At 58.4% G+C, this 22,375-nt stretch carries 19 protein-coding genes; 8 read left to right on the forward strand and 11 right to left on the reverse strand.

Annotation, left to right across the window (positions count from 1 at the left end; all coding sequences use genetic code 11):
- The first annotated feature begins 24 nt into the window (after positions 1–24).
- Both MHK09_RS04035 and MHK09_RS04040 read left to right on the forward strand, forming a co-directional pair.
- Positions 25–1,053 carry a COX15/CtaA family protein gene (locus MHK09_RS04035; protein WP_250412716.1) on the forward strand — a complete coding sequence of 343 codons (1,029 nt, stop codon included), beginning with the start codon at positions 25–27 and terminating at the stop codon, positions 1,051–1,053.
- A gap of 64 nt (positions 1,054–1,117) precedes the next feature.
- Complete coding sequence (locus MHK09_RS04040) at positions 1,118–2,095, forward strand: quinone oxidoreductase family protein (protein WP_005324846.1); 978 nt, start codon at positions 1,118–1,120, stop codon at positions 2,093–2,095.
- 87 nt (positions 2,096–2,182) lie between these two features.
- Here MHK09_RS04040 and MHK09_RS04045 read toward each other — a convergent pair whose 3' ends face one another.
- Entirely contained in the window at positions 2,183–3,127 is a 945-nt protein-coding gene (locus tag MHK09_RS04045; RefSeq protein WP_179386531.1) for a heme o synthase, read from the reverse strand.
- Positions 3,128–3,475: 348 nt separating this feature from the next.
- Here MHK09_RS04045 and tkt point away from each other — a divergent pair, with 348 nt between their 5' ends.
- The 5 genes from tkt (at position 3,476) to pgl (ending at position 10,048) form a co-directional block, all read left to right on the forward strand.
- Positions 3,476–5,548: a transketolase gene (gene tkt, locus MHK09_RS04050; protein WP_250412717.1), complete on the forward strand. Its 2,073-nt coding sequence runs from the start codon at positions 3,476–3,478 to the stop codon at positions 5,546–5,548.
- A gap of 27 nt (positions 5,549–5,575) precedes the next feature.
- Positions 5,576–6,661, forward strand: coding sequence for a transaldolase (gene tal, locus MHK09_RS04055; protein WP_250412718.1), 1,086 nt, complete (start codon positions 5,576–5,578; stop codon positions 6,659–6,661).
- A gap of 100 nt (positions 6,662–6,761) precedes the next feature.
- Positions 6,762–8,294, forward strand: a complete 1,533-nt coding sequence (gene zwf, locus MHK09_RS04060) for a glucose-6-phosphate dehydrogenase (protein WP_005328410.1) — start codon at positions 6,762–6,764, stop codon at positions 8,292–8,294.
- Between the two features lie 14 nt (positions 8,295–8,308).
- Positions 8,309–9,244, forward strand: a complete 936-nt coding sequence (locus tag MHK09_RS04065; RefSeq protein ID WP_250412719.1) for a glucose-6-phosphate dehydrogenase assembly protein OpcA — start codon at positions 8,309–8,311, stop codon at positions 9,242–9,244.
- A 42-nt stretch (positions 9,245–9,286) separates the two neighbouring features.
- Positions 9,287–10,048, forward strand: a complete 762-nt coding sequence (pgl, locus tag MHK09_RS04070; RefSeq protein WP_250412720.1) for a 6-phosphogluconolactonase — start codon at positions 9,287–9,289, stop codon at positions 10,046–10,048.
- A 146-nt stretch (positions 10,049–10,194) separates the two neighbouring features.
- Here the strand turns inward: pgl and secG are convergent, their stop codons facing one another.
- From secG to gap, 4 genes are all read right to left on the reverse strand, one after another.
- Positions 10,195–10,428, reverse strand: coding sequence for a preprotein translocase subunit SecG (secG, locus tag MHK09_RS04075; protein ID WP_150851357.1), 234 nt, complete (start codon positions 10,426–10,428; stop codon positions 10,195–10,197).
- A gap of 184 nt (positions 10,429–10,612) precedes the next feature.
- A complete protein-coding gene (gene tpiA, locus MHK09_RS04080) occupies positions 10,613–11,395 on the reverse strand; it encodes a triose-phosphate isomerase (protein WP_005324858.1) in 783 nt (260 codons plus the stop codon).
- 39 nt (positions 11,396–11,434) lie between these two features.
- Positions 11,435–12,652 carry a phosphoglycerate kinase gene (locus tag MHK09_RS04085; RefSeq protein WP_250412721.1) on the reverse strand — a complete coding sequence of 406 codons (1,218 nt, stop codon included), beginning with the start codon at positions 12,650–12,652 and terminating at the stop codon, positions 11,435–11,437.
- 117 nt (positions 12,653–12,769) lie between these two features.
- Complete coding sequence (gap, locus tag MHK09_RS04090; RefSeq protein WP_005324862.1) at positions 12,770–13,777, reverse strand: type I glyceraldehyde-3-phosphate dehydrogenase; 1,008 nt, start codon at positions 13,775–13,777, stop codon at positions 12,770–12,772.
- A 540-nt stretch (positions 13,778–14,317) separates the two neighbouring features.
- On the opposite strand from gap, the gene MHK09_RS04095 reads away from it, so the two are divergent.
- Entirely contained in the window at positions 14,318–15,964 is a 1,647-nt protein-coding gene (locus MHK09_RS04095; protein ID WP_411763090.1) for an L-lactate permease, read from the forward strand.
- Between the two features lie 132 nt (positions 15,965–16,096).
- Here the strand turns inward: MHK09_RS04095 and whiA are convergent, their stop codons facing one another.
- The 6 genes from whiA to ribH all read right to left on the reverse strand — a co-directional run bounded on the left by whiA (position 16,097) and on the right by ribH (position 22,372).
- A complete protein-coding gene (gene whiA, locus MHK09_RS04100; protein WP_239228818.1) occupies positions 16,097–17,086 on the reverse strand; it encodes a DNA-binding protein WhiA in 990 nt (329 codons plus the stop codon).
- Positions 17,087–17,260: 174 nt separating this feature from the next.
- Positions 17,261–18,244, reverse strand: coding sequence for a gluconeogenesis factor YvcK family protein (locus MHK09_RS04105; protein WP_250412722.1), 984 nt, complete (start codon positions 18,242–18,244; stop codon positions 17,261–17,263).
- Between the two features lie 23 nt (positions 18,245–18,267).
- Positions 18,268–19,149 (reverse strand): RNase adapter RapZ, encoded by an 882-nt coding sequence (gene rapZ, locus MHK09_RS04110; protein WP_200435698.1) that lies wholly within the window; start codon positions 19,147–19,149, stop codon positions 18,268–18,270.
- A gap of 40 nt (positions 19,150–19,189) precedes the next feature.
- Positions 19,190–21,265 carry an excinuclease ABC subunit UvrC gene (gene uvrC / locus MHK09_RS04115; protein ID WP_250412723.1) on the reverse strand — a complete coding sequence of 692 codons (2,076 nt, stop codon included), beginning with the start codon at positions 21,263–21,265 and terminating at the stop codon, positions 19,190–19,192.
- A gap of 3 nt (positions 21,266–21,268) precedes the next feature.
- Positions 21,269–21,817 carry a PH domain-containing protein gene (locus MHK09_RS04120; protein WP_005328429.1) on the reverse strand — a complete coding sequence of 183 codons (549 nt, stop codon included), beginning with the start codon at positions 21,815–21,817 and terminating at the stop codon, positions 21,269–21,271.
- A 75-nt stretch (positions 21,818–21,892) separates the two neighbouring features.
- Complete coding sequence (gene ribH, locus MHK09_RS04125) at positions 21,893–22,372, reverse strand: 6,7-dimethyl-8-ribityllumazine synthase (protein WP_179386538.1); 480 nt, start codon at positions 22,370–22,372, stop codon at positions 21,893–21,895.
- Positions 22,373–22,375: the final 3 nt, after the last annotated feature.

Raw genomic sequence — 22,375 nt, forward strand, 5'->3', positions numbered from 1 at the left:
GCCCAAAATCTCCCGACTAGTAGGATGCAATGCGTGAATTACTGGACGAAGATCAAGCGCTTCTTTAAGGAAGCCGCCCCTACACTGCAACAGCAGCGCCTCATCGCGCTCATCCTCCTCTTGTGCCAGGGTGGCATCACCGTGTCTGGTTCCATTGTCCGCGTGACCGGCTCGGGATTGGGCTGTCCCACCTGGCCGGAATGCCAACCGGGCTCCCTTGTCCCTATGGAAGGCGCTGCGCCTGCTCTTCACCAGGCCATCGAGTTTGGTAACCGCCTGCTTACTTTCGTCGTATCCGCAGCGGCAGTCGCCGCTGTCATTGCTATGCGTATGGCGCATCGCCGCGCAGAGCTCAAGGTGTACGCATGGCTCAACGTCGCCGGCATCGTCCTGCAGGCGGTCATTGGCGGCATTTCTGTCCACCTGGACCTTCGCTGGTGGTCCGTGGCACTGCACTTCCTGCCTTCCATGCTCTTGGTATGGCTGGCGGCAATGCTTTATTCCCGCATTCTGGAACCCGATGACGGAACGCCGCGCGCTCGCTTCCCTCAGGCGATCCGCCTCCTTGCAGCGGTCGCTACCGTTGCCCTGAGCATTGTGCTCATCACCGGCACGATGGTTACCGGTTCGGGCGTTCACTCTGGCGATTCCGGGGTGGGAATGGAAGGCCGCCTGCAGGTAGATACCGAAGCCATGGCCGTCACCCACGCCATGTGCATGTACGTCTACCTGACGCTAACGGTTGTTACCGTCTTCCTGCTTTATAAGAACCGGGCTCCACAAGATGCCAAGAAGGCTGGCTGGGTCCTCGTTGTATGCATCCTCATTCAGTGGGCAGTAGGCGTTTACCAGTTCTACATGAGCATTCCGCGCTGGACTGTCCCTTTCCACATTGCGCTCTCCTCCTTCGTCACCGCGTATACCGCCCTGCTGTGGGCGCACGGTGTACGCCGCACCAACGGCACCGCAGATCTCATCACCGGCTCTCCCAGCGGCGATGAAAAGTACGCCGCGCGCCAAGCCTCTCTCGAACGGGAGCGCGCGACTGCTTAACGCATAACGCCCACGGCCGGCCGAAGTACTGCACTCGGCCGGCTTTTTGCGCTAGCCTGGCTATATGCACGCAATTCAGGTCACAGAAACCGGCGGACCAGAAGTACTTCGCTATACCGAAGTACCCGCCCCCACCCCTAATGACGATGAGGTATTGGTGGACGTCATCATGGCTGGCGTCAACTACATCGATACTTATTATCGTGAGGGTATCTATAACGCGGCCGCCCCGTTCATTCCCGGTTTCGAAGGCACCGGGCGCGTAGTCCACGACCCCAAGGGGAAAGTTGCCGAGGGCACGATGGTGGCCTGGAACCAGGCTTTCGGCTCCTACGCCGAGCAGGTCTGCGTCCCACGCGAGGGACTAGTAGCAGTCCCGGATGATTTCCAGCCAGAAGTCGCTGCTTCCATGTTGCTGCAAGGCATTACTGCACACTATTTGGCGCATGGCGTCTATCAACTAGGTGAAGGCGCTTCCTGCCTGATCACCGCCGGCGCCGGCGGTGTAGGCCAGATCCTCACCCAAATGGCATCGTCGCTCGGCGCTACCGTCTATACGGTGGTCTCCACGGACGAAAAGGAAGAACTCTCCTACGCGGCCGGTGCGGATAAGGTATTTCGCTATGGCGACGGACTCGCCGAGCAGGTTCGTCGCTACAACGGTGATAGGGGTGTTGACGTGGTTTACGACGGCGTCGGCAAGGCGACCTTCCACGAGTCACTCGAAGCAGTACGCCCCCGTGGCACCGTCGCGCTCTTCGGCGCCGCCTCTGGCCCAGTTGAGCCTATCGACCCGCAGCTACTGAACAAGCATGGGTCTATCTTCCTCACCCGGCCTTCCATCGGCGCATGGACAGCCCAGGAAGGCGAATTCCAAATGCGTGCCCAGGCGGTCGTCCAAGCTGTTATCGACGGCGATCTGAGCTTCAACGTCACGGCGTCTTATCCACTGGAAGATGCCGCTGCAGCCCACCGCGATCTCCAAGAGCGCAAGACTACCGGTTCCATCGTGCTGCGCGTCCAAGCTGGCGATAAAGCCTAAACCCACCCACGAACACCAAAAGCGCGGGAAAGCATTTGCCTTGCCTTCCCGCGCTTTCTGGTTCCTATCCTAGGTATTTGGGCACAGTTAAAATAACGTGGCCGACCAGCCGAGCATCCGGCCTAGTGGCTCCCAGCCCAATACTGCGTCGATGGACAACCCGATAAAGAGCACCGACAGATAGTTATTGGAGTAAATGAACAGGCGCATCGGCTTAACCTTGGCACCGTTCTTCACTCCCTTGTGCAGGCGTATAGCCATCCACAGGAATACCGCGCCGGAGGCAAGAGCTGCGACCAAGTAAATCCACGATGCAGCGGGGACGATAAGTAGGGTCACGATAACCGTGCCCACGGTATACCACACGATCTGTCGAGTGACTTCCTTCTCATCAGCCACTACGGGCAGCATCGGCACGCCGGCCTTGCGGTAGTCTTCCTTGTACTTCATGGCCAGCGCCCACGTGTGTGGCGGAGTCCAGAAGAAGATGATGAGGAAGAGCACGATTGCCTGCCACCAGCGGTCAGGCTCTGCAGCAGGAGCGTTATCCCGGATAACCGCCCAGCCGACCATCGCCGGCATGCAGCCGGCCAAGCCGCCCCAGACGATATTTTGAGCGTTGCGCATCTTCAAAAACTTGGTGTAGACGAAGACATAGAAAAAGTTCGTCAAAATCACGAAGAAGGCCGCCAGCCAGGAATGAGCTAGGACGCCCAACCACAGCACGGAAAGGATGAGCATTACCCAGGCGAAAATTGCTGCGTTTCGCTTAGAAATCTTGGCTCTTACCAGTGGTCGGGCCCTGGTGCGCTGCATTTTTTGATCCAGCTCGTAGTCCACGACGTTATTAAACGTGTGGGCGGCAGCAGCGCCCATCCAACCGCCGAAAATGGTCGACACGATAAGCCAGATATTGTCTGAAACGGCCTCCACGCCGCGTTGCGCTTGGAGCATCGCCGGGATTGCGGCCACGAGGAGGAGCTCAATGATCCTCGGTTTCGTTAGCGCAAAATAGGCCTTGATGGTCTCCAAGGGATTCCTCCACTATCTGAACGTTGGTGAACTGTGCCCCGCGCACTTACTGCGCGCGGTCACCCCTAGCGGTCGCACATGCCCGTGAAAAAGTTCCAGTTCTCTCACTCACAGTTTTCGGCGCAGGGGTGAAAGACAACAGGCCTATGGCCGCTAGATTCAGTGCGCGCTCTAGCGCCCGCGCGCACTCCACTTAGCCATGCCAGCATACCTTTTATGCCTAGCTTTCTATAATTGCGCACCGCCGGTTTAAAAATTACTAGACTGAATAAAGTTAAGTACTTTTTGCCTAGACGTAAGCGAGGCTTTCCAGTGTCGAAAGATAAGTTGTCCCCAGAACTCCAAACTATGGTCGAGCGCCGTTATCCGGAGGATTGGTCGGAGTTTGACACCCGCGCCGTCGACACCGTGCGAGTTCTAGCCGCAGATGCTGTACAAAAGTGCGGTTCCGGCCACCCCGGTACGGCAATGTCCCTCGCTCCCCTCGCCTACACCTTGTATCAGCGCGTCATTAACCATGATCCCGCCGATGTGCACTGGGCCGGCCGCGACCGCTTTGTTCTTTCGGTTGGTCACTCCTCCCTCACCCAGTACATCCAGCTCTACCTGGGCGGCTTTGGTTTGGAGATGGACGATCTCAAGCAGCTGCGCACATGGGGATCGCGCACGCCCGGCCACCCTGAGGTGCACCACACCGATGGCGTGGAAATCACCACCGGACCCCTTGGCCAAGGCCTTGCTTCCTCCGTGGGCATGGCCATGGCGGCACGGAAGGAGCGCGGCCTTTTCGATCCTAAGGCACCGGCCGGCGAGTCTCCTTTCGACCACTACGTCTACACCATCGCTTCCGATGGTGACCTGCAGGAGGGCGTTACCGCTGAGGCTTCTTCCCTGGCGGGTACGCAAAAGCTCGGCAACTTGATTGTCTTCTGGGACGATAACCGCATCTCTATTGAGGACGATACGAATATTGCTTTCAACGAAAACGTGGTCGCCCGCTACGAGGCCTACGGCTGGCACGTCCAAACGGTCGAATCCGGCGAAGACGTCGTAGCCATTGAGGAGGCGGTCAAGGCCGCACAGGCAGAGACCGAGCGCCCGTCCTTCATCCGCGTGAAGACCGTCATCGGCTACCCGGCCCCGAATAAGATGAATACCGGCGGCGTTCATGGCGCTGCACTGGGCGATGACGAAGTTGCTGCCACCAAGGAGGTCTTGGGCTTCGATCCGGAGCGCAGCTTCCACATCGACGACGAGGTCATCGCACACACCCGCAAGCTGCGCGAGCGCGGCGCCGAGAAGCACGCCGCGTGGCAGAAGAAGTTCGACGAATGGGCTGCAGCTAATCCGGAGAACAAGGCACTCTTTGACCGCATGCAGGCGCGCGAATTGCCGCAAGATTTCGACGCTGAATTGCCGGTGTGGGAACCGGGTGAGTCCTTGGCCACCCGCAAGGCTTCTGAGGCCACCATCCAAGCCTTGGCCGCTTCCCTTCCTGAGATGTGGGGTGGCTCTGCTGACCTTGCCGGTTCCAATAACACCGTGATTAAGGGCGCGGACTCCTTCGGCCCTGCAGCCATTACCACCGACATGTGGTCGGCTCAGCCGTATGGCCGCAACCTGCACTTCGGCATTCGCGAGCACGCGATGTCTGCGATCATGAACGGTATTGCTCTGCACGGCAATACCCGCGTTTATGGCGGCACCTTCCTTATTTTCTCCGAGTACCAGTACCCCGCTGTCCGCTTGGGCTCGTTGATGTCTACCGATACCTACTATGTCTGGACCCACGACTCCATCGGCTTGGGCGAGGATGGCCCAACCCACCAGCCGGTAGAGACCCTTTCTGCCCTGCGCGCTATCCCGAACCTGTCCGTTATTCGCCCGGCCGATGCCAACGAGACCGCTCAGGCTTGGGCCGCAGCTCTCGAGTACAAGGCCGCACCAAAGGGCCTGGCACTGAGCCGCCAGGGACTGCCGGTACTGGAAGGTACCAAGGAAAAGGCACATGATGGCGTGCGCCGCGGCGCTTATGTTCTGGTGGAAGAGTCCAAGGAAACGCCAGACGTAATCCTCCTCGCTACCGGCTCTGAGGTACAGCTTGCCGTCGCCGCCGCTAAGGAACTGGAGGCCGCCGGAACTGCCACCCGCGTTGTCTCCGCACCGTGCCTTGAGTGGTTTGATGAGCAAGATGACGCATACCGCGAGTCCGTGCTGCCTAGCGAAGTACAGGCCCGCGTCTCCATCGAAGCCGGCATCGCGATGCCGTGGCACAAGTACACCGGTTCTTTCGGCCGCACCATTTCCATCGAGCACTACGGCGCCTCTGCTCCTGCGGGCGAGCTCTTTGAGAAATTTGGCTTCACCCCTGCAGCGATTGTTGAAGCGGCGCAGGAATCGCTCGCCGCCGCGAAGAAGTAAACCTCCAGGACTGGATAAGGAGTAATCATGAACCACATTTCCGAACTTGCCCAGCTGGGAACCTCAACCTGGCTCGATGACCTTTCTCGCGAGCGCCTAGTATCGGGCAATCTCGAGGAGATAATTTCCACTAAGTCCATCGTGGGAGTTACCACCAACCCGGCGATCTTCGCCGCGGCGATGACCAACGGCACCGCCTACGACGCCGAGCTTTCCACGTTGAAGGAGACCAAGGCCACCGCCGATGAAGCGGTGTACGCATTGGCTATCGAGGACGTAAAGAATGCCTGCGACCTCTTTGCGGATATCTACTCCTCTACTAACGGCGCAGATGGCCGCGTGTCCATCGAGGTCGACCCACGCATTTCTGATGACGCGACAGCCACCCTTGAGCAGGCACGTGAGCTCTGGTCCAAGGTTGATCGTCCCAACGTCATGATCAAGATTCCGGCCACGACCGGCTCCCTCCCGGCCATCGAAGATGCCCTGGCAGAGGGAATCAGTGTCAACGTCACTCTTATTTTCTCCGTGGATCGCTACCGCGATGTCATTGAGGCTTTCCGTACCGGCCTCAAGCGTGCCGCCGAGGCAGGCAAGGACGTCTCCGCCATTCATTCCGTGGCATCCTTCTTTGTTTCCCGTTTGGATACCGAAGTGGATAAGCGCTTGGAAGCTATTGGCAGCGAGATTGCTCTGGCACTGCGGGGCAAGGCGGGCGTCGCCAATGCCCAGCGCGCCTACGCTCTCTTCCAGGACGCCTTGCTTAACGACGCCGACTTGCCCGAGGGCGCCCACCTCCAGCGTCCACTGTGGGCATCTACCGGCGTGAAGAATCCGGAGTACCCAGCCACTTTGTACGTATCGGAGCTGGCTGGCCCGCATACGGTCAACACCATGCCGGAAAAGACCATCGATGCGGTTCTCTCTGAGGGCAACCTCCACGGCGATGCCCTGTCTGATAGCCGCGAGGCCGCAGAAGGCGTCTTTGCCCAGCTAGAAGAGGTCGGCATTGATTTCGATGATGTCTTTGCAGTGCTGGAGCGCGAGGGCGTAGATAAGTTTGTCGCCGCGTGGGAGGAACTGCTTGCTTCCCTTGAGGAGCGACTCGCGTAAACTACGCCGTGTGACTTGTGCCCCGCCGAGAATTCGGCGGGGCATTCTGCCGCTAGAATATTAGCGAGCTTAAAGCCCATAAACTCAGGAAGGATTCTTCGTGACCGACTCAGCCGCTTGGGTTAACCCCTTGCGCAATGCCAGCGACAAGCGATTGCCGCGAATCGCAGGACCCGCGGGCATGGTCATCTTCGGCGTTACCGGTGACCTAGCATATAAAAAGCTACTGCCCGCAATCTACGACCTAGCAAGCCGTGGACTCCTACCCGCTGGCTTTACCCTTGTGGGTTATGGTCGCCGCGACTGGGACAAAGTCGCATTCTGCGACTACGTTCGCTCAGCCGTCATCGCTGGCTCACGTACCGAGTTCAATGAAGATGTCTGGCAGCATTTATCCCAGGGAATCGAATTTGTCCAAGGCTCTTTCGACGATGCTGGATTCGATCGCCTCTCGGCGCGTTTGGGCGAGCTAGATCGCGAGCGCGGCACCGGCAGCAACTGGGCATACTACCTTTCGGTTCCACCGGAGTTTTTCTCCAATATTTGCCACCAGCTGGAGCGGGTGGGCATGGCCAACTCCGTCGAGGACTCGTGGCGCCGAGTAATCATTGAAAAGCCTTTCGGCCACGATCAAGAGTCTGCCCGCAAGCTCAATGAGATTGTCAACGCCGTCTTCCCTGAGTCCGCGGTGTTCCGCATTGACCATTATCTGGGCAAGGAGACGGTGCAAAACATCATGGCTTTGCGCTTTGCCAATCAAATTTTTGAGCCCATGTGGAACGCTCACTACATCGATCACGTCCAAATCACCATGGCCGAAGATATTGGCCTAGGCGGCCGCGCTGGCTATTATGACGGCATCGGTGCGGCTCGCGACGTCATCCAGAACCACCTGCTGCAGCTTTTGGCTCTGGTTGCGATGGAAGAACCGTCCTCCTTCGAGCCTGAGGCCCTGCAGGCAGAAAAGGTCAAGGTGCTGCGCGCTACCCACGCCGTGCACCCACTCAATAAGACTACAGCTCGCGGCCAGTACTCCGCCGGCTGGCAAGGCTCCGAGTTTGTCAAGGGCTTGCGCGAAGAAGAAGGCTTCGATCCGGAGTCCACGACGGAGACCTATGCAGCCTGCACCTTGGAAGTAAACTCTCGCCGCTGGGGAGGAGTACCCTTCTACCTGCGCACGGGCAAGCGCTTGGGCCGGCGCGTGACCGAAATTGCGCTGGTATTCAAGGCAGCGCCAAATCAACCATTCGTTGACGGCCAGACCGATGCGCTGGGGCGAAACGCCGTAGTCATCCGCGTACAGCCGGATGAGGGCGTCACCATGCGCTTTGGTTCCAAGGTGCCCGGCTCCACCATGGAGGTCCGCGACGTCAATATGGACTTTGCTTATGCTGAGGCCTTTACCGAGGAATCTCCGGAAGCATACGAGCGATTGATTTTGGATGCCCTCCTCGATGAGTCCTCGCTCTTCCCCACCAACGAAGAGGTAGAGCTTTCCTGGTCGATTTTGGATCCCATCATCGATTACTGGGCCGAAGCAGGCCAGCCGGAGGAATACCGCGCTGGCACGTGGGGCCCGGAATCCGCCGATAGAATGTTGCGCCGCCGGGGCCACTCCTGGCGCCGCCCATAGGAGGGACGCAGACAATGATTATTCCATTGCCCAACACCACTACGCGTGAAATCTCCAAGAAGCTCGTAGAGGCCCAGGAGCATTACACCCTTACTACCGGCCGAGTACTCACCCTGATCGTGGCTGCCCGCGAGGACGATGATCTGGAAAACATCCTGTCCTCCGTGCGCGATGCCTCCCACGAGCACCCGTCGCGCGTTCTGGTCGTCGTGACGGGCGACCCGCAGGCAGATACCCACCTAGACGCGCAGCTGCGCGTGGGTGGTGAGGCAGGTGCCTCTGAGATGGTCATCATGAAGCTGCACGGCGCTTTGGCGAACCAGGACGAGGCAGTCGTTACTCCACTGCTGCTTCCCGATACCCCCTTGGTCGCCTGGTGGCCTACCTTGTGCCCGCCCGACCCAGCTTCCAGCTCGGTAGGCAAGCTGGCTCAACGCCGCATTACCAACGTTGCCCATGACGGACGCGTCACTGGCGAAGATCTGCGCACATTATCCGCCGGCTACACGCCGGGCGATTCCGATATGTCCTGGGCCGCCATCACATTGTGGCGCGGCGTCGTGGCCTCCGCCTTGGACCGCCATCCTCACGAGCCTGTGCAGTCCGTCGAGGTAGCGGGCCCTGCGGGCCACCCAGCTCCAGACTTCGCGGCCGGATGGCTCCTCGATCGTTTGGCAGTCCCCGTCCACCGCACTGTGACCGACTCTCAGGAGCCGCACTTCCCGGTGACCCACTTGCGGTTTAATCGGGAAACGAGCCACGTCGACGTTGATGTCATCGACGAGCGCACGGTGCGTGTGTGCGTTCCAGGTTCCCCGGATTCCCTGGTGAGCCTTAGCAAGCGCTCCCAAGCTGAGGTTCTCTCTGAAGAATTGCGCCATCTAGATGCCGATAAGACTTATGCGCAAGCACTCCGTGCGCTCGCGCAAGTAGACTACAGTAAGCAGTAAAACGGCTTAACTCTGATTCTTTGCAAAGGATAGCGATACCTCATGGTAACTCTTCACCGCGTAAGCGATGTGGATGACCTTATCTCCCAGGCCGCGCTGAAATTCGTGGATACCGTAGCGCGTATCCAGGCCGCCGGTGGCGGGCTCCACCACGATGGGGTCGCGCGAGTTGTCCTAACCGGCGGTGGCGCTGGAATTGGCGTTCTTCACGAGCTAGCTCGTTTGGATTTCGCGGCACAGCAGCAAGGCGAGAATTTTCCAGCCCATCGCATCGATTGGTCGCGCGTTCACGTCTTTTTCGGGGACGAGCGTAATGTGCCCGTCTCTGACGCAGATTCTAATGAAGGTCAAGCACGCAGTGCCCTGCTCAATCACGTAGATATTCCGGATCAGAATATTCACGGTTTTGATCTGGGCGCGGTGTCCATGGAAGCCGCAGCGAGTGCGTATGAGCCAGAGCTAAAGGAATTCGCCCCGAACGGATTCGACCTGCATCTGCTGGGCATGGGCGAAGAGGGCCATATCAATTCCTTGTTCCCCCATTCTGAGGCGGTTCGGGAACAAGAAGAGCTAGCTGTTCCCGTCCATGACTCTCCCAAGCCGCCGAGCGAGCGCATTACCCTTACTCTTCCCGCGGTAAACAAGTCTGCTCGTATTTGGCTTCTTGTTGCAGGCGAGGCCAAGGCAGAAGCAGCCAAGCATGTCGTTGAAGGCGCTGAAGCCGAAGAATGGCCGGCTGCAGGCGTGCACGGTAAGGAGGAGACCATCCTCTTCCTTGCCGATGACGCTGCCTCCGAGCTCTAGGCACGGCTGCCTAACGCGCAGCCGAGCTGAACTTGTGGCTCGGCGCCACACAAAAAGCGCCGGTACCGCTTCCCCACCTCCAGTTCCCACAGGGAACCAAGAGGTTGGAAGCCGATACCGGCGCTTTCGCTATTCCTGCTGGTGGCTTAAGCGAATGCCTGGATGAGGTTGAGGCCTACGATGCACGCAAGCCAGATAATTACCATGATCACGGTGTAACGGTCCAGGTTCTTTTCCACGACGGTCGAGCCGGAAAGGTTCGACTGCACGCCGCCGCCGAAGAGGCTGGACAGGCCGCCACCTTTGCCCTTGTGCAGCAGCACGAAGATGGACATCAAAATAGCTGCGATGACCAAGATGATTTCCAGTGCCAAGACCATGAGGATATTCCTTATTTCTAACGTGCGCCCTGTGGGTAACTCTCGCCACCCGCTAGCGCGGAATCGTACTTTTAGACTTCGCGTACAGCAAAGCAATCACATCGGCCCACTCTACACGATGGCGCGGGCTGGAACCATTCCAACCCGCACCTTAGCGCGAACCTGTGACAGGTGATAACTCCTGTTAGCTCAGGGCATTAGCTGCGTTGGCAGCCAACTTGGCAAACTCCTCGCCAACCAAGGAGGCGCCACCGATGAGGCCGCCGTCGACGTCAGGCTTGCTGACGATCTCTGCAACGGAATCAACCTTGACGGAACCACCGTAGAGAATGCGGATACCTGCAGCAACCTCCTCACCTGCGAGCTCCTTTACGAGCTCACGGATGGCGGCGCAGACTTCCTGGGCATCGTCTGCGGAGGCAACCTTGCCGGTGCCAATAGCCCACACTGGCTCGTAGGCGATAACAGTCTTGGCAAGCTGGTCTGCGCTCAGGCCAGCCAAAGAATTGCGGGTCTGGTTAACCACGTAGTCCACGTGGGTACCGGCCTCGCGTACAGCCAACGGCTCGCCTACACACACGATGGGGCTGATGCCATTGTCCAATGCTGCGGCTGCCTTCTCTGCAACGAGCTTATCGGTCTCGCCGTGGTACTGACGGCGCTCCGAGTGTCCCACGACCACCCAGCTGCAGCCGAGCTTGCTCAGCATCTTGCCAGACACTTCACCAGTGAATGCGCCGGACTCGTGCTTAGAGATGTCCTGCGCACCGTAGGTGACCTGCAGCTTGTCGCCCTCTACCAACGTTTGGATCGTGCGAATATCAGTAAACGGGACCATGTAGGCCACATCGACCTTCTCGTAGTAGTCCTTTGGCAGGGAGAAGGCGAACTTTTGAACGGAGCCGATGGCCTCGACGTGGTCGAGGTTCATCTTCCAGTTACCTGCGATAAGTGGGGTGCGTGCCATGAATTTTTCCTCTCTTTCTGGCAAGTTGATCAGGCAGTTTTAGGCTTCCAGGACAGATACGCCCGGAAGCTCCTTGCCCTCAAGGTACTCGAGGGAGGCGCCGCCACCGGTGGAGATGTGGCTGAAGCCGTCCTCGTCTAGCCCAAGCATGCGCACGGAGGCAGCAGAGTCGCCGCCGCCGACGACGGAGAAGGAACCGTTCTTTGCGGTGGCGTCGATAATAGCCTGCGCTACACCAGCGGTGCCCTTGGAGAAGGCCTCCATTTCGAATACGCCCATCGGGCCATTCCAGAAGACGGTCTTGGAGGATGCAAGAACCTCTGCGAACTCTTCGACGGACTTTGGTCCAATATCCAGGGACATCCAGCCCTCAGGGATACTATCGAGCTCGACCACCTGGGTCTCTGCATCCGCCGCGAACTTGCTTGCAGCAATCAGATCAACCGGAAGCACCAGCTTGTCACCAAAGCGCTCGAGCAGATCCTTGCAGTTTTCGATCTGATCTTCCTGCAGCAGGGACTCTTGCACGTTGTAGCCCTTGGCAGCCAGCAGGGTGTAGCACATGCCGCCACCAATGATGACCTTGTCTGCCTTGCCGGCCAGTGCTTCAATCACGCCGAGCTTATCCGAAACCTTAGCGCCGCCGAGCACAACCACGTACGGGTGCTCCGGCTCCTTAGCTACGGTGGACAGAACCGACAGTTCTTTCTCTACCAGCTTGCCTGCGTACGCTGGCAGGCGCTTAGCGACGTCGTACACAGATGCCTGCGCACGGTGGACAACGCCAAAGCCATCGGAGACGAAAGCGCCATTATCGGCCGCCAAGGCAACGAGCTCGTCTGCGAACTGGCCGCGCTCAGCCTCGTCCTTCGAGGTCTCACGGGGGTCGAAGCGGACGTTTTCTACCAACATCACGTCGCCATCGTTGAGACCATTTGCGCGTTCATGCGCGTCTTCTCCGGTGACGTCGCCGGCTAGGGCAACGTACTGGTCAAGCGCCTCAGACAGCGCTTCAGCTACTGGAGCCAAAGAGAACTTAGGGTTTACCTCACCCTTTGGACGACCCAGGTGTGCGGAAAGGATAACCTTTGCGCCGCCCTCAACCAGTGCCTTGATGGTCGGAAGAGAAGCGTTGATACGTCCGGGATCGGTAATGTTTCCCTCTTCATCGAGTGGAACATTGAAGTCAGAGCGGACGAGAACGTGGCGGGATTCGACGCCCTCCTTGAGAAGATCGTCAAGTGTCTGGAAAGCCATTATTTACTCCTTAATTAATTCGGACGGGTTAAAAGGCTATAGACATAAGAATACCGGCCGCGACGCAGCGCCGTTAAGGCTTGCATCGGGCCGGTTCCTCATTGCTAGAGCTCTAGTTTAGAGCTTGTCTGCCACCAGGTTGGTCAGGCGAACGAGCTGGGAGGTGTAGCCCCACTCGTTGTCGTACCAGCCCAGAACCTTGACCAGGTTGCCGTTGGAAACCTTGGTCATGCCGGAGTCGAAGATGCAGCCGTGCGGGGAGGTAACAATGTCGGTGGAAACCAGCGGATCCTCGGTGTATGCGAGGGTGTCCTTGAGCTCGCCCTCAGCAGCTTCCTTCAGGGCGGCGTTGATTTCCTCGGCGGTGACGTCGCGGGAAGCGGTGAAGGTCAGGTCGGTAGCGGAGCCGGTGATAACCGGGACGCGCATTGCGTAACCATCCAGCTTGCCGTCCAGCTCAGGCAGAACCAGGGATACGGCCTTAGCAGCGCCAGTGGAGGTAGGCACCATGTTTACTGCAGCGGCACGGGCGCGGCGCGGATCCTTGTGCGGAGCGTCCTGGATGCGCTGGTCGCCGGTGTAAGCGTGAACGGTGGTCATCAGGCCCTTTTCGATGCCGAACTCGTCATTGAGAACCTTTGCCATCGGTGCCAAGCAGTTGGTGGTGCAGGATGCCGCGGAGATAACGTTGTGGTTTGCCGGATCGTAGGTGTCAGAGTTGACGCCGTAGACGAAGGTTGCGTCTACTTCCTTACCCGGAGCGGAGATAATGACCTTCTTGGCGCCAGCTTCGAGGTGAGCCTTGGCGTCGTTGCCGTTGGTGAAGCGGCCGGTGGACTCGATGACGAGGTCTACGTTGTACTCGCCCCACTTGAGCTGCTTCGGGTCCTTTTCTGCGGTTACTACGATGCGGTGGCCGTTAACGGTAATGGACTCATCGTCGTGAGTAATTTCGCCATCGAAGCGGCCCAGTACGGAGTCGTACTTCAGCAGGTTAGCCAGCGTGCCGTTGTCGGTCAGGTCGTTTACTGCAACAACTTCGAGGTCGTTGTCACCCTGAGCGACTGCACGGAAAAAGTTACGGCCGATGCGGCCAAAGCCATTGATACCTACGCGGATAGTCACTGTATTTCTCCTCAAAGAGTCGAGTAAATGTGTGTACGGGTATGTGCGCGGGTCCTTCAATGAAGTCAGTGTTTGAGAAGCGCCCGAGCGTTTTCCCTTACAGTGCCGATACTACCGAGCGTTTTTTGTCAGCGCAGGCTCCCAGCAGCCTTAAGAACTAGTAGATGACAGACTTTCCAAAAGCGCGTACACTCTTTCCGATCCTTTTTATTTCCCACATATAAACCCGCTGGATAGGCCCGAACCCGTGGGTTTGTGTTGTGTTTACCCCGTAAACGTGAGATATATCACTGCTACACTTCAGGAGTTGCGCCCGCCTCTGCCCGATCGGACATTGAGAAATGCTGCCGCTAACACCTACCAAGACGACCGTATTGTTTCCGTGACACCCACCGCACGATATGCTTTCCTTACTCACTGGCTCACAAAGCGTTTAAGGCAACCCTGCCTGCTCTAGCGCCACCGTTGGTCACCGTGAGAATGCTTCATGTGCCCGTAATCTCCTACAGGCAAGACCACCGTAGAAATCAAGGACTTCTCTTGTTCGAAATAAATACCTCTGCTGTGGGTGACAGCCTCGGGCTTACCGCCCTGGTGGCGATTCTCCCGCTCATTGCATTCTTTATCATGCTGCTAGGCGTAAAGGCACGCGCGCATACTTCTGGCGCCGTTGCCCTGGCAGTATCCCTCATTATTGCCATCGCCGGCTTCTCCATGCCGGTAGATATGGCTTTGTCCTCCGCCGTACGCGGCGGGCTTTTCGGGCTCCTGCCCATTGTCTGGGTCATCATTACCGCAATCTGGTTCTATGAAATCACCGTAGCTTCCGGGCGCTTCGAGGATTTGCGCAAGACCTTCGACCTTTTGGGTGATGGCGATATTCGCATCCAGGCTATCCTCATCGCCTTCTGTTTTGGCGGTTTGTTGGAGGCCCTCGCTGGCTTCGGCGCCCCCGTGGCCATTACCGCGACCATGATCATGGCCCTTGGTGTGAAGCCACTGCGCGCGGCAACAGTAGTTCTGATTGCTAATACCGCTCCGGTTGCTTTTGGCGCGGTTGGCATCCCGGTAACCACTGCGGGCGAGGTTGCCGGTCGCAGCGCCGAGCAGACCCAGGACATTGCAGCACTTATCTCCTTGCAGGTGCTGCTCATCGCCGCTATCGTGCCATTCCTCATCGCCTTTATCTTGGACGGCATCCGCGGTGTCAAGGAAACTGCCCCGGCCGCTGCCGTGATTGGCGTTTCCTTCGCGTTGGCTCAGTGGCTGTCCGCGACCTTCTTTGCGTACCAGCTCACCAACGTCATCGCCTGCATCGTCTCCTTGGGCTGTGCTTTCGCCTTCCTCCGGGTATGGAAGCCGAAGGGCGTCAAGGAGCTGCGCGAGCGCCTCGAGCTGCCTGCCGCCGAGTCCACTACCGACCTCAACGGACGCCGCATCTGGATGGCGCTGCTTCCCTACGCCGTAGTGACCGTTGTCTTTGCCGTGGCAACCGCAGCCCCAGCCATCTTCGGATTCCTCAAGCTCCACTTTGCCTGGCCTTTGCTTGATGACGCGATTGTCGACGCCGACGGCAACCTCATGGATACCAGCTTCAGCTTCAATGTCTTTGGCAACCCGGGTACGCTCCTGTTGCTCTCGGGCATTATCGTTGCGGTTGTCTACCACTTCTTCAACGAAAATGGCCGCTACAGCCTAAGCTTTGGACAGCCGGTAAGCGCCTTTGGGGACGTCGTCAGCCGCATGAAGTTCTCGGCTCTTACCATCATCCTGGTGCTGGCCTTGGCCTATACGATGAACTACTCCGGCCAGACCATTGCTATTGGTGAGTTCGTCTCTTCTGCCGGCAGCATCTTCGCGCTCTTCGCCCCAGTCCTAGGCTGGATTGGTACCGCGGTTACTGGCTCCGATACGTCTGCTAATGCCCTCTTTGCCAACCTGCAGGTAGCAGCGGCAGAGCGAATCAGCGTAAACCCTGACCTCATGCTCGCGGCCAATACCGCAGGCGGCGTTGTGGGCAAGATGATCTCCCCGCAGTCCCTTGCAATTGCGGCTACCGCCGTCAATATGGAGGGCAAGGAATCAGTCATCCTGAAGAACGTAGTGGGCTACTCCGTGGCCTTCCTTGCGTTTGTCTGCGTCATCGTATTCCTGATGACCAACGTCCTAGGATTCCTCGTGCCCTAGTTCTTTAACGCTTCTGGCTAGCCGGTTGCGCACCTGCTAGCCGGGAAGGCACTAAAAATCTCCCCGCAGCTGCGCCTACCGCTTTGGTATCCGCACTGCGGGGAGTTCTTTTAATGTAGGTGATTCCGAGGGTCAGGATTCGTTGAAAAGGTCATCTGTAATCGCTTGATTGGTATCGGGGATATCAAGCTCCTCGGCTCGTTTATCGGCCATCGACAGCAAGCGGCGAATACGCCCAGCTACTGCGTCCTTAGTCATAGGAGGCTCGGCCAACCGGCCCAGCTCTTCGAGCGAAGCCTCGCGGTGCTGAACTCGCAAGCGGCCCGCGTCTGCCAAGTGCTCAGGAACATCGTCACCCAAAATCTCCATGGCGCGGTCAACGCGCGCTGCCGCGGTAACCGCAGCGCGAGCAGAGCGCCGAAGGTTGGCGTCATCAAAATTGTCCAAGCGCCGAGACGTATCGTGTGCCTCCCGCTTGACGCGCTTCTTTTCCCAGCTCAGGCGAGTCTCCTGAGCGCCCATCCGGGTAAGAAGTGCCCCGATAGCATCTCCATCGCGTACAACGACGCGATCTTCGCCGCGAGTCTCCTTGGTCTTCGCAGAGATACCAAGGCGGCGGGCGCAGCCCACCAGTGCCAACGCAGCCTCTTGGCACGGGCAGGTAACTTCCAGCGCGGAAGAGCGGCCTGGCTCCGTGAGGCTGCCATGGGCAAGGAAGGCTCCGCGCCATGCTGCTTCGCTATCTGCCACGGTGCCGGAGATGACCTGCGGCGGCAGCCCCACTACTGCATGACCGGAGCGGGTGATAAGGCCCAGCCGACGGGTCAGCTCTTTCGCGCCGGTGGAGATACGAACCGTTACGCGAGTCTTCTTGGTGGTTCCTGCCGGGCCAGCGACATGGCTATCGGCAGTGATCCCATAGAGGTCATCAAGAGCGTTCATGAAGCGCCGTGCAATGGCGTGGCTTTCTAGCTCTAACTCATAGGACATGCTGTCGCCGGAAATATCTAGCTCGCCGGCGAATCGCAACATCGCCGCCAGTTCGGCAGCGCGAGCGGACTGGCGTGGCACAACGACAGCCGTCAATTCTTCTTTGACCTGGTCGGTCAATGGTGTGGTCACCTAGTTCGCCCCATTTCTTTTCTCACAGTCACAAAGTTCGCATACCGGCCAGAGCCATCGCTCCCAGCCCAGTGCGGTGAAAGGATTTCTGACATCATACCGCGCGCGCCCAGTCGACGTGCAGTCGGTCAAGCGCGATCGGCCGCACGCTAGCCGGAAGAGTAGGCGCCAGTTCTAATCGCGAGCGCTGCGGTAGTCCGAATATAGGTCCAGAAGTGCTGTAGACAGCTTTTCAGGGTCATGCTTATTGATGCTGCGACCATTGGCATCAACTTGGCTCACATCCGCGAAGGTAGCGCGAGCGCCTAGGGACTGCGCGGCGCGCTGAATATAGACGCGCTCACTATCGGTGGGTAAAGCCGCCTCGTCCACCAAAATGCGGTCAATCCGCAGATCGGGGGCGTGTTGAGCGAGCACATGCAAGTGGCGCTCCGCGGAGAAACCATTAGTCTCACCGGGCTCGGCCGAAAGGTTCAAAACAACAACGCGCAGCGCATCGGAAGCAGAAATCGCATCCACTACCTCCGGCACGAGAGTATGTGGCAATACCGAACTAAACCACGAGCCTGGACCGATGGTGATGAGATCCGCGCGCTGGATGGCATCGAGCGCATCCGGATTCGCGCTGGGCTGTTCGGGCACGATGCGCACGCGCCGCACCTGGCCCGGCGTGGAAGCGACGGCAACCTGGCCGCGAACTTGGCGCTTGACACGGGGGTCGTCGTCAAGCCCGGCTACGTCCGCTTCAATCTCTAGGGCCTGGTTGACTACTGGGAATACCCGCCCCTGGGAATTGGTAAGTTCTGCGATGGTATCCAGGGCAGCTTGATAATCGCCGAGCACATCCGTCAATCCCGCAATCATCAGATTGCCCACCGCATGTCCTGCCATCGCGCCATTGCCACCGAAACGGTGTTGCAAAGTTCGCGCCCACAAGTCCCCCACTGGGTCACTATTAGCCAAGGCAGCCAGCGCCATGCGCAGGTCACCCGGTGGGATGATTTCCAGCTCGCGGCGCAAACGGCCAGAGGAGCCGCCATCATCCGCGACCGTAACAATGGCAGAAATATCGGCCGCCTCGCTAAAGCGTGCGGACAGAAGGGTTTGATAAAGTCCATGGCCGCCGCCAAGGCAGACCATGTGTGAAGGATTGGTCATAAAAGCGTTAAAACTCCTGTGCTCTAACCTCGAGCGATATCCCTATGTAAGGTGCTGACGTCTAAGGTGTCATTGTCCCGCAGGCGCGCCGCAATAGCCTCTGCGACGGCAACGGACCGGTGGTGACCGCCCGTGCAACCGACGCCAAGCGTGATGAAGTTCTTACCCTCATGGCGGTAGCCATCCAGCATGGTGGAAAACATCTGCAAGAAATTGTCTACGAATTCCTGCGCCGCTGGCTGCGAGAGCACATAGTGGGCAACTGGTTCATCCGTACCGCGGTATCCGCGCAGTTCTGGAACCCAATAGGGGTTGGGCAGGAACCGCACGTCTACTACTAAGTCAGCATCGCGGGGCGAGCCATTCTTAAATCCAAAGGATTCCACGGTGACATGCTGCTTTGCATTTTGCATCTCACCAAAGGCGGCCTCAATGGCACGGCGGAGATCATGAATGGATAGGTTGGTCGTATCGATAATGATATCCGCATGGGAACGCACTTCTGCCACTGCCTGGCGCTCGCGTTGGATTCCTACTTTGAGCGTGTCCCCCTCCTGCAAGGGGTGGGTGCGCCGCACCGAATCGAACCGGCGGATGAGTACATCATCGCGAGCATCCAAAAAGAGCACGGTGGGCTTCATATTAAGTTCCGTAAGCTCATCCATAATCTCCAACAGAGACCCTGGGAACATGCGCGAGCGCACATCCGTGACGGCTGCTACCTTGCCCACCGGAGTTTCTTCTTGGTTGCACAGCTTGAGAAGGTCAACAATGGCGCGAGGCGGAATATTGTGGGCCACGTAGTAGCCCTTGTCCTCAAACACTTTGGCAGCGGAACTCAACCCGCCGCCGGACATGCCGGTTATCAAAATGGGTGGAGTTTCGAAATGCGTCATGCTCTTCAGTCTAGCGCTTCAAGATTCGCTGCCTCTAGGAGAATGCCACTTAACTGCCCGCAGAATCATGCAAACTCTCGTACACGGTCTGGGCCAGTTTTGGACCAAAACCGTTGACCTCACAGATCTCATCCACAGTGGCGGCCTTGAGCTTTTTCACCGAACCGAAATGCTTGACCAGATCGGTGCGCCGTTGCGGTCCCAATCCCGGCACGGAATCGAGTACCGAGGAACGCATCCGCTTTGAGCGCTGCTGCCGATGGTAAGTAATAGCGAAGCGGTGGGCTTCATCACGAATTTGCTGCAGGAGGAAGAGCGCTTGCGAGTTACGCGGCAAAATCACCGGCTCATCATCGCCTGGAACCCAAATTTCCTCGAGGCGCTTGGCCAGGCCCACCAGGGTCACATCCACGATGCCCAACTCATCAAATACCTCTTGAGCCGCGGCCACCTGGGGCGCGCCGCCATCCACGATGAAAAGCTGCGGCGGGTACGCAAAGCGACGACCCGCTTCGGCAGATTCTTCCGCCACCTTCTCCTCTGCAAAGGAAGACTCTTCTACTTCCTCATCGGGATGGGCGAGCTTATCTTGCTTATGGCGCTTAAACCGACGGCGCGTGATCTCTGCGATAGAACCGACGTCATCCGACCGGCCATCGCCAGCCGCCTCCTTAATGCGGTAGCGCCTATAGTCCGACTTCTTGGGCAAACCATCTTCAAAGACCACTAGAGAAGCAACCACATCTGTGCCTTGAATGTGCGAAATATCGGTACATTCGATGCGCAATGGGGCTTGCTCCATGCCCAGGGCTTCTTGAATATCCTGCAAAGCCGCAGAGCGTGCGGTGAGGTCTCCTACCCGCTTGAGCTTATGTTGGCGCAATTGCTCCTTGGCGTTTTTCTCCACCGTGGCCATAAGCTGTTTTTTATCGCCGCGCTGAGGAACGCGCAGGTCTATTTGGGCGCCGCGCAGCTCCTCCAACAATGCGACGACCTGCTCGGGTTCATCCGGCAGGGCCTGAACCAATATCTGGCGGGGAATAACCTGCACGCGGCGGGATTTCATGTGCGATTCTTGGTCCACGCCGCGCCGCTTCACATCCGCGGCGAGCGCAGCGTCTTCGCGCGCCTCTTGCTTTTCACGCTCGACCGCATCGGAATAGAACTGGATAAGGAAGTTCTGCACTAACGCGGGCAGCGCGGGATCAGGTTGTCCTTCTTCCAAGGGCTCTGAACTCGCCTGATCGCCGGCGCGTTCGACTACCCAACCGCGTTGCCCGCGAATGCGCCCATCGCGAACGTGGAAAATCTGTACCGCTGCCTCAAGCTCATCGGAGTTAAAAGCAATGAGATCAGCATCCGTGCCGTCTGTGAAGACCACGGCCTGCTGTTCCATGATCTTGTCAATCGCGCCCAAGTCATCGCGCAGGCGCGCAGCGCGTTCGAACTCTAGGTTCTCGGCGGCCTGCTCCATGTCCTGGGTGAGTTTGCGGCGCACTGAACCGGTGTTGCCATTCATGAAGGACACGAGATCGTTGACCGTCTCGCGGTGGTCTTCTTTGCTTACTCTGCCAATGCAGGGTGCATCGCATTTGCCGATGTATCCCAAAAGGCACGGACGTCCGAGCCGCTCATGCCGGTTATACACGCCCTTCGAGCAGGTACGCATGGGAAAGACGCGGGTAAGCAAGTCCAAGCTTTCGCGCACGGCCCAGGCATGGGAATAGGGTCCGAAATAGCGCACTCCTTTACGCCGCGGGCCACGGTAGAAAAAGGCGCGAGGGACCGTCTCCCCGACCGAAACCGCGAGCATTGGATAGGTTTTATCGTCGCGGTACATGACGTTGAAGTGCGGATCAAAGCGCTTGATCCACGTGTACTCCAACTGCAGGGCTTCCACCTCGCTGGCAACTACCGTCCACTCCACCGAGTTGGCGGTGAGCACCATTTGGCGAGTACGCGGGTGCAGTTGCGTGATGTCCTGAAAATAGTTGGACAGCCGAGCGCGCAGGTTCTTGGCTTTACCCACGTAGATAACGCGGCGGTTTTCATCGCGGAACTTATAGACGCCCGGGTCGGTGGGAATGGTTCCAGGAGCCGGGCGGTAGGTAGTGGGGTCAGCCAATGGTTAATCCTGAGGCATGTACTTGGCTTCCACGTCGCGGAAGCGGCGGACGTTGTCGATGACGGTGTCCTTATCGCCAGATTGCAACGCCCAGACGGGGACGAATTCGAATTCGGGCAGCTCAAGGCGTGCCATACGCTGGCCTACCGGGAAGGAAAGTCCGTAGACCACCTGCCACGGATAAAAGCGCGTGCCCACGATATTGCGGACCTCTACCCCATCCTCATTGGCGCGCAAGCGTGGACGGTTAAGAGCGATCCAGGACAGAACGGAAATCAGAACACCAACGCCAGGGAAGGCGAATTTGTCGATGGTAGTCACGTGCGCACCGGTAAAGGACACATCCAAGGTGATTCCCATGAAGATATGGATGGCCATAACGAGGATCACCCAGGCGATAGCCACCTTGCGGAGGAAAGGCGAGGTTGCCGTAAACTCCCATGGCTTAGACGTGGTCTGGGCGAAGGGATCGGCACTGGTATAGGCCAATACTTCGGCGTCGCTAAGCTGGCGGCTGTGCTGCGGATTCTTTGGGGCCTGCGCCTCGTTCATGTGCATACTCCTTTGGGGCGCGCCCCGCCGGCCACCTTAGTGGTCAAGCATCGGGCGCTGACGCATTGCTAGCGGTTACTTCTGTGCTGCGTTTAGTGTACGCAACTGCAGCGCGGTATCTAAAGCTGCAATCATAGCTTCGGCGCCCTTGTTTTCTACCGAATCTGCAAAACCGGCACGGTCGATGGCTTGCTGCTGGTCGTTGACTGTCAGCACACCGTTAGCAACCGGGGTGGATTCATCGAGCGAGATGCGAGTCAGCGCCTGGGTGACAGAGTCGCATACGTAATCAAAGTGCGGGGTGCCGCCACGGATAACGCAGCCTAGCGCCACCACGGCATCGTAGGCACGGGCTGCTGCTTGGACCACAACGCCAAGTTCCAAGGCACCTACCACTCGGTATTCGTCGACCTCGGCACCATTATCGGTGGCGGTCTGCACCGCCTGGGCATGGAGCTGATCGCAGATTTCTGCGTTCCATGTAGCGGTAACCACAGCAACGCGCAGTCCACTGCCATCTACCTGGGCAATATCAGGCAGGCCTTCTTTACTCATCGC

This window comes from Corynebacterium tuberculostearicum (assembly GCF_022347235.1).
In the GTDB taxonomy this organism is placed as follows: Bacteria; Actinomycetota; Actinomycetes; order Mycobacteriales; family Mycobacteriaceae; genus Corynebacterium; species Corynebacterium tuberculostearicum_F.

What these genes read in the sequence shown, in the direction of transcription:
- pgl (WP_250412720.1), top strand. Translation starts at nt 9,287, where the DNA reads ATGGTAACTCTTCACCGCGTAAGCGATGTGGATGACCTTATCTCCCAG.
- tpiA (WP_005324858.1), bottom strand. Translation starts at nt 11,395, where the DNA reads ATGGCACGCACCCCACTTATCGCAGGTAACTGGAAGATGAACCTCGAC.
- MHK09_RS04085 (WP_250412721.1), bottom strand. Translation starts at nt 12,652, where the DNA reads ATGGCTTTCCAGACACTTGACGATCTTCTCAAGGAGGGCGTCGAATCC.
- secG (WP_150851357.1), bottom strand. Translation starts at nt 10,428, where the DNA reads ATGGTCTTGGCACTGGAAATCATCTTGGTCATCGCAGCTATTTTGATG.
- MHK09_RS04040 (WP_005324846.1), top strand. Translation starts at nt 1,118, where the DNA reads ATGCACGCAATTCAGGTCACAGAAACCGGCGGACCAGAAGTACTTCGC.
- tkt (WP_250412717.1), top strand. Translation starts at nt 3,476, where the DNA reads ATGGTCGAGCGCCGTTATCCGGAGGATTGGTCGGAGTTTGACACCCGC.
- tal (WP_250412718.1), top strand. Translation starts at nt 5,576, where the DNA reads ATGAACCACATTTCCGAACTTGCCCAGCTGGGAACCTCAACCTGGCTC.
- MHK09_RS04105 (WP_250412722.1), bottom strand. Translation starts at nt 18,244, where the DNA reads ATGACCAATCCTTCACACATGGTCTGCCTTGGCGGCGGCCATGGACTT.
- MHK09_RS04035 (WP_250412716.1), top strand. Translation starts at nt 25, where the DNA reads ATGCAATGCGTGAATTACTGGACGAAGATCAAGCGCTTCTTTAAGGAA.
- MHK09_RS04065 (WP_250412719.1), top strand. Translation starts at nt 8,309, where the DNA reads ATGATTATTCCATTGCCCAACACCACTACGCGTGAAATCTCCAAGAAG.
- ribH (WP_179386538.1), bottom strand. Translation starts at nt 22,372, where the DNA reads ATGAGTAAAGAAGGCCTGCCTGATATTGCCCAGGTAGATGGCAGTGGA.
- MHK09_RS04120 (WP_005328429.1), bottom strand. Translation starts at nt 21,817, where the DNA reads ATGAACGAGGCGCAGGCCCCAAAGAATCCGCAGCACAGCCGCCAGCTT.